This is a genomic window from Yoonia sp. (assembly GCF_042093035.1).
Classification (GTDB): domain Bacteria; phylum Pseudomonadota; class Alphaproteobacteria; order Rhodobacterales; family Rhodobacteraceae; genus Yoonia.
In genome coordinates this window covers 1-6,374 of the sequence record NZ_JBELFI010000130.1, presented here as the reverse complement: position 1 = coordinate 6,374, position 6,374 = coordinate 1, and the positions used below count along the sequence as shown (strand labels likewise).

The window sequence follows — 6,374 nt, the reverse complement described above, 5'->3', positions numbered from 1 at the left end:
TGTCTATCCGATTGGCCAGTTTACACTTTCTGGATCATGGGGGCAGATGCAATCATCCGGATCCGGCCTGAGCGGAAGCTATACGGGCAATCGTGCAGTGAGCACGGGCTCGCAGACCGCTACCGCCACTGTCACGGTCAGCCGTGAAACCGCCTATGACCTTTGGGTACACTACACGGCCCGCACGAGCGGTGGATATGTCAAAGTCGAGATTGACGGGTCTCAGGCGTTGGTAAACGAGATTGGTGATCCGGCGAGCCTGGGGTTCAAGGCGTTCTCTTCCTATGGCGCCGTTGACTTGCAGCGTCGCCAGACCATGAAAGTGGCGAGTGGTCTGACGGGGCCTCATGCGGTAACGCTGTCTTTCGGCGGTGTCGCAACACCGGGGGGCAATGCCATCATGGTTGAGGCTGTCTCGACCAGTGCTGATTTGTCGGATACTCAAATCGTCCCCCCGTATTGGCAACCAAACACCGCCTATCAGATGGGCGATGAGGTGCAGATGGGCGGTCTGTATTATGCGGCTCGCGCCAATGGTACAAGTGGCACGCTAGGACCGCTGCACAGTAACGGAATTGCCTCTGACGGTGCGTTGGACTGGCGGGCGGATTTCAGGCCGACCTATCCTGAGTTTGTCGCGATCGACTATGCTTCTGAGCGCGAGTATGCGTTGCGCTTCACTGTCGCTGGAGCGGCGACAGAAGTGGGTGGCCAGACACATGGCAATGACCTGTTGTCGCAACGTGACATATTGCTCGACGGTGAAACCTGGGTGCCTGTTGCAACAGGAACAGGTTTGTCTGTTGGCAGTCATGTGACTGTGCACGAAGAGACGGTTTGGCAGACGCAGGCGGGGGCGCTTGTGGCGAATTGCCGGATTGATCGCACGATCAGCGCGGGTGCTATTACCCACAATGTTGCAGCTATTTGGACGGGGGCTGATGCGCAGCTTGAGTGGTTTTATGCTGGCATGTTGCCGATGGTCCATTGGGACGGCGAAAGCCAGAGTACTGTGGTCGATACGGTCAGCCATCCGGATGGTTCTCCTGTTTCATTGGCAACTTATGCAGGGGTGAACCCGCCGAATGTCGTGTTTCCGGGCGTTTCGTCCCTGGGGCTTACAGGCGCCGTCCTTGACGAAACCCTGTCCTACGGTTGCCGTGCCGCAGCGACGATTGTGCCGGGCAATCGTGTCGATCAATTCGCAGCATTCTTGCGACCAAATCTTGATGCCCGCACTGCGAGCGGGGGGTTGGACTGGGGGGGCAAGGCCTACGTTACCGCCGCATTATCAGGCAACCAGACCTGCGTTGCGGGGGATCTGCTGGCGTTTTCGAACCTTCATCGTATCAAGATGGGCTAGCATTCCACAGGCAGTATCAGGGGCCGCATCCGTGCGGCCCCTTTTTTCATGTTGCGCTCATTTCCGCTGCGGGCAGCCCTGAAATGGCAGCCATCCTGCGCATTTTTCGCACTTTCGTTTGTGTCAGAACCAGTCCAATCGGTTTATCGCTGGTCACAGCAAGCGATCTGATGCCTTTTTGGATCGTGCCAATTGGTCTTGTCGCCCAGCGCACGGCATAGATAATCGTGTCAGCGGTTCGCGCGCAAAGGAGCGTTTCCGGCCCGTTTATGACCGGTGGCGCGAGTATCACAATGTGTGAAGACGTTTCGCGCAACCTGCGTATGTCCGTGCTGAAACCGTCGGTGATGAGATATTCAACTTCGTTGAGATACACGACCTTAAACGCGGGCTGGCCGGTCAGCGGTTCGCCCTTTGCATTTGCGCGCCCCAATGGCGCAAAGTGTTTCGGAACATCACTATCTGAAGGGTCCGCAATGACCAATGTGCATTGCCCCTCGAACTTACCCAATTCATGCGCCAACCCGAATGCGAGTGGCGCTGCACCCTCATCCTTGGTGCTCGCAGTGACGAGGATCACTTGTGGCAAAGCCCATGCGTTTTGCAGGAGCAGCCCGGTGCGAATTTTTCGCAAGACGGTAGTGAGTTCCGAAGAAGTCACGTCTTGCAGTTGCTTGAGAAATACTGATGGCCGACGTGTCAATCGCGCAGGAATTTGGCCCAAAACGGTGCCGCCGGTCTCCTGCGCCAGCTGCAATGGATGATAAACCCCTGTGCGCATCATCTGCTGTATGGCTACTGCCAGAAGCCCGACAAGAAACCCGACGATTGCCGAGATATTCACAATCAGCGTTTTGCGCGCACCGACGTAGGTGCCGATTGCCGCGGGGGTCAGCATCCGGCTTTCAGGTTGGCTCAGCGCATTTTGGATTTTCGCCTCTTGGAGACGTGCAAGGAATGATTGATGCAAGACGCGCGTTGCGTCTGCTTCGCGCTGCATTTGTTGCAAGGCGAGAAGGCCAGCCGACTGCGTGCTTAACTGCTGCTGAAGCCGGTCACGACGGGCCTGGGTATCCGCAATGCGGGTTTTCAACTGCTGCACCTCAGCGGTTCGACGGGGGGTTTGCGGCGCACTGTCCGCCTCAAGTCGTGCAAGTGTGCTTTGCAATGCGGATTGCTCTTGTTCCAAGACCAGAACCGCAGTGCCGAGCCTGTCCAATGCAGTGTCCTCCTGCACTTGCACGGTCTGGATCAGGTCGATTACCGCGCGGTCCTGACGCGACACCTGCGCGCGAAGACTTGCCACGCGATTGCTGAGCCAATCTACCGTAGCCGACGCTTCGGCGCTTTTTGTTTGTTGTTGTGCGTCCACGAACGCCTGACCGGTCACATTTGCGATGCGCATTGCTTTGCCTGCATCCTGGCTGCGGGCGGTAATCTGAAACAGGTATGTATCATCAGGCCGTTCAGTGCTGAGCCTGCCGCGCAGGTTCTCAATTGTCTTTTGGAGTATTTCCTGGCGTGTGGGGGCCTGCGCATAGGTGCCCGCCAATAGATTGCGCAAAGTGGTGCGCATTTGGTTTGGTGAAAACGGTGAAGCAGACGTCAGGTGGCGGTTGAATTCCGGGTCCTGCAAAAGGTTGAGATCACGAATAACAGCCCGCAGGATCGCGTCTGATGTCAAACTGGAAACCTGTGTATTAAGACTGACAAGATCGGTTCTGGATTGACCGGTCGTGCCAGAGATCGCAGCGGGCTGGCTTTCCACCTGCAATGTTGCGGTCGCGGCGTAGAGCGGACCGGTCATGTGGAACGCATAGTAAGTCCCCAACCCGACCATCACCGCTGTCGTCAAAGCAATCACCCACTTCCCATACCAGACGATTTTTGCCATTCCCAATAGGTCCAAAGGGGGGAGTTTGTCATATCCATCCGGGGCATATACAGCGGTCATTTCACGTCCGTCCTGTCACCTTCATCCTTGCGGGGATTAATAAATCAGAAAGGAGTTAACCCTTAATTAATCACCATGAAGGATATCTGAATGGGTTCCGCAAAGCGCGGAATGCTGTTTGGGTGTGGGCTTTTTGTGATGTTGATGCACGTTCTGCAAAGGTTGGGAGGCCGCTCTGCCACGACCGCGCTTCTATCGCGTGCAGGCATGGTTGGCGCAAATTTCGCAGTGATGCTGAGCCTCACATCCACTTTGGGAATGGCCGTTTTCGGAGAGCTTGTTTTTCTTTGGGGTCAGGCGCTGGTGATAAGCACTGTTGTGTCTTGTGGCGGGCCATTGCTGGTGTTGCGCAATTTGTCCGACGGGCGCGGATTGCGCGCAGCCCGAATCGCCTGGCTGGCGGTGGTTCTCCCTGCAATCATGGGTCTTGTGATTTGGCTTGGAGCGACTGCGGTCTGGCCCCAACCGCAATGGCTTGCTGTCATAATTGCCGCATTCAACATCAATTTCCTGAACTGTTTGGCCAGCATCATGCGCGCGCTTGGCAGCGTCCAGATATCCATGATTTTGCGGGATGCGGGTCCGTTTGTGGCGCTGGGAATAGCCGGTGTGGCAGCGGCCACGGCTGAGGTTGCGACCATCATCATCTGGGCAGCGCTTGTGATGGCGCTGATGGCATGTGCAGCGCTTGTCTGGTGCTACCAGCGCCATATCCCGCAGACCGGAATTGACGCGGGCGACCAGATTGGTTGGACGTGGTCGCTATGGGGCACGCAGGTCTTAGGAATGGTCCTGGCGCAGATCGACCTGATCCTCGGAGGTCTGCTGCTGCCTGCGCAGGACTTGGGGCTTTACGCCGTCTTGCGGCGTGTGGCGAATGTCGTTGCATTGCCGGTGAGTGTTGCCACCTGGATCAGCGCAAAGCCCGTCGCCGCAGCATGCGGAGCGCATGACCCGGTGGCGATGCAGGCGGCGAGTGCACATGGCAGCCAAGTTGCCTGGTATACCGGTCTGGGGCTTGCGGTGGGCTGTTTCGCGGGGCTGGCTCTTGCGGCAGCATGGCCGCAGAGCATGGTGACCGGGATTGCCGCCCAAAGCTTTTCTGTTTTGGTGTTAGGTGCCTTGGCACAGGCGTTTTTTGCGTCTGGCCTGACGGTCGCAACGCTTGGAAATCAGGCCCGCTTGTCCGCGGTCGCGCGCGGTTTGAGCATTCTGCTTTACCTGAGCGCCGCAGCCGTCATCGGCAGCACGCTCACACCACTGAGCAACGCGCTTAGCTACGTCAGCGCGATCACTGCGGGCAGCGTCTTGGTATGGTGGGGCGTGTGGCGTCGGTTTGGCATTGATACCTCTGCCTATGTGCTGTGGACATCGGAGGCAGTCAGATGGCGGACCTCTTGATGATTGCACTGGCAGCAATTTCAACGGTGGTCCCGCTGTGGATGGGCCGGCAGTACGGGTTAGTGCGCCCCGTCTCACCGATGCATTTTCTCGCGTATTTCAGCGCTGCGGGCTTCTTGGTCAAGGTGGTCGTCTACGCGCGCAATCCGGATTGGGCTTTCTACGCACGTTATGTCGAAACACCGGGAGCTGACCTGATTGGGGCGGCTTATTTGGCAGGCTTTATCCTGATGATGTGTCTTGGCTACCGCTGCGCTGTGCGCGTCACACATCAGACCGATACCTTGCCGCAACGACGGGCAATGGTGGCCGGACTTGAACGCGGGCATTTGCTTTTCATCGCAGCCTTCGTGATAGCCGCCCTGACGCTGGCTTTGATCTTGCGCGCGAGGGGCTTGTCAGGTCTGACGCCTGATTTGCTGGAAACACTGAACCGCGACAAACAGGTGAATGTGAATGCAGCAGGCAACGGGGCGACGTTGGCGGGGATCAAGTCTCTGTTCATCGTGCCGAAGGCGGCCTTTGTTTTGCTATTGGCGGCCGGATTGGTGAATGAAAACCGGGTCTTTCTGATGCAGGCAGGTCTTATCGCGGTGCTGCTCATTTGCGTGGGTCTGGTCACGGGTGACCGCTTTGAACTGCTGGAGCTTTTTGCCTATGGCACGATTACCTTTCTTTTGGTCGGTGGGCAGGTCAGGCTGCGTTCTGTGCTGGTGGCAGGCGCCGGTGCGGGCGCGGTGCTTTTGACATCGGCCTATATGACAGCTCTGCGGGGCAGCGACGCGGGCTTGCTGCACCAGATTGTGGGGTCGACGTACTTCCTCGATATCAATGCGGCCGTGATGATCGGTGACCGCATGTCGCCCGCGCTCTATCTTTATGGCGACAGCTACACCTGGTGGAGCTTTGGCTGGTTTCCGCGCGCCTTTTGGCCTGACAAGCCGGCAATCGACATGGGCGTTTATTTCAAAAGGATCGTCATGGACTTGTCCGAAGGCGGCGCATTCAATGTCACGGGTCCGGGTGAAGCCTATATCAATTTCGGGATGACAGGGGTCTTTGTCGGTTTCGTTCTGGGGTGGATTTATCGCAGGTTAGAAGCAGGCTTGCTGGCTCTGCGGCCCACATTGCAGTTTGCCGCATTCATCTATTATCCGCTTTTATTCTATCCGTTCCTTCAGGGTACCCTGCAATCGTCGTTCAGCGCCTTTGTCATTGGTGCCGCGGCGCAAGGCGTGCTGATTTTCTTTGTCATCAATCTGTGTTTGCCCCGCTATCGCAAGCACGCGCCACTGACAGGCGTTGTCTATGCGGGTTAGCGTGGCATACACGGCTTCTCATGCGCTGGCTGCGGGATTGCGCAGATTGCGTGTCTGGCTGGCCACCCGGTTTCACCGCGCCACATTGGCAAAGGTCGGGTATGGTTGCGTCTTTCACGCGCAGGTGGGGTTCCATCCACCCGTTAACGTGCGCTTCGGGAACAACTGCTTTGTGGCGCGCGGCGCTGCGGCCTCAACGGAAGTGGCGTCAGGCCATCTCAGGGTTGGAAACAACGTCCATATCAACCGGGATGTTCATCTGGACATGACAGGCGGCCTGACCATCGGCGACAACGTCCTGATTTCGGAAAAAGCGGTGCTATACACCCACGATCAC

5 protein-coding genes are annotated in these 6,374 nt (G+C 57.4%); 4 read left to right on the top strand and 1 reads right to left on the bottom strand.

The genetic code is table 11. The features are described 5' to 3' along the window. On the top strand, window positions 1-1,363 hold a 1,363-nt coding region (locus ACFDSS_RS12920; RefSeq protein WP_375256143.1), incomplete at its 5' end, for a hypothetical protein. A 46-nt stretch (window positions 1,364-1,409) separates the two neighbouring features. Here the strand turns inward: ACFDSS_RS12920 and ACFDSS_RS12915 are convergent. After that, window positions 1,410-3,317, bottom strand: coding sequence for a GumC family protein (locus ACFDSS_RS12915; RefSeq protein ID WP_375256142.1), 1,908 nt, complete (start codon window positions 3,315-3,317; stop codon window positions 1,410-1,412). Between the two features lie 90 nt (window positions 3,318-3,407). Here ACFDSS_RS12915 and ACFDSS_RS12910 point away from each other — a divergent pair, with 90 nt between their 5' ends. The 3 genes from ACFDSS_RS12910 to ACFDSS_RS12900 form a co-directional block, all read left to right on the top strand. Then, entirely contained in the window at window positions 3,408-4,718 is a 1,311-nt protein-coding gene (locus ACFDSS_RS12910; protein ID WP_375256141.1) for a hypothetical protein, read from the top strand. After that, window positions 4,703-6,037, top strand: coding sequence for an O-antigen polymerase (locus ACFDSS_RS12905; RefSeq protein ID WP_375256140.1), 1,335 nt, complete (start codon window positions 4,703-4,705; stop codon window positions 6,035-6,037). Before ACFDSS_RS12910 ends, ACFDSS_RS12905 begins: the two co-directional genes overlap by 16 nt. Continuing rightward, on the top strand, window positions 6,027-6,374 hold a 348-nt coding region (locus ACFDSS_RS12900; protein ID WP_375256139.1), incomplete at its 3' end, for an acyltransferase. The genes ACFDSS_RS12905 and ACFDSS_RS12900, both read left to right, overlap by 11 nt.

Coding starts and splice junctions, on each gene's coding strand:
- ACFDSS_RS12915 (WP_375256142.1), bottom strand. CDS start 3,317: ATGACCGCTGTATATGCCCCGGATGGATATGACAAACTCCCCCCTTTG.
- ACFDSS_RS12905 (WP_375256140.1), top strand. CDS start 4,703: ATGGCGGACCTCTTGATGATTGCACTGGCAGCAATTTCAACGGTGGTC.
- ACFDSS_RS12910 (WP_375256141.1), top strand. CDS start 3,408: ATGGGTTCCGCAAAGCGCGGAATGCTGTTTGGGTGTGGGCTTTTTGTG.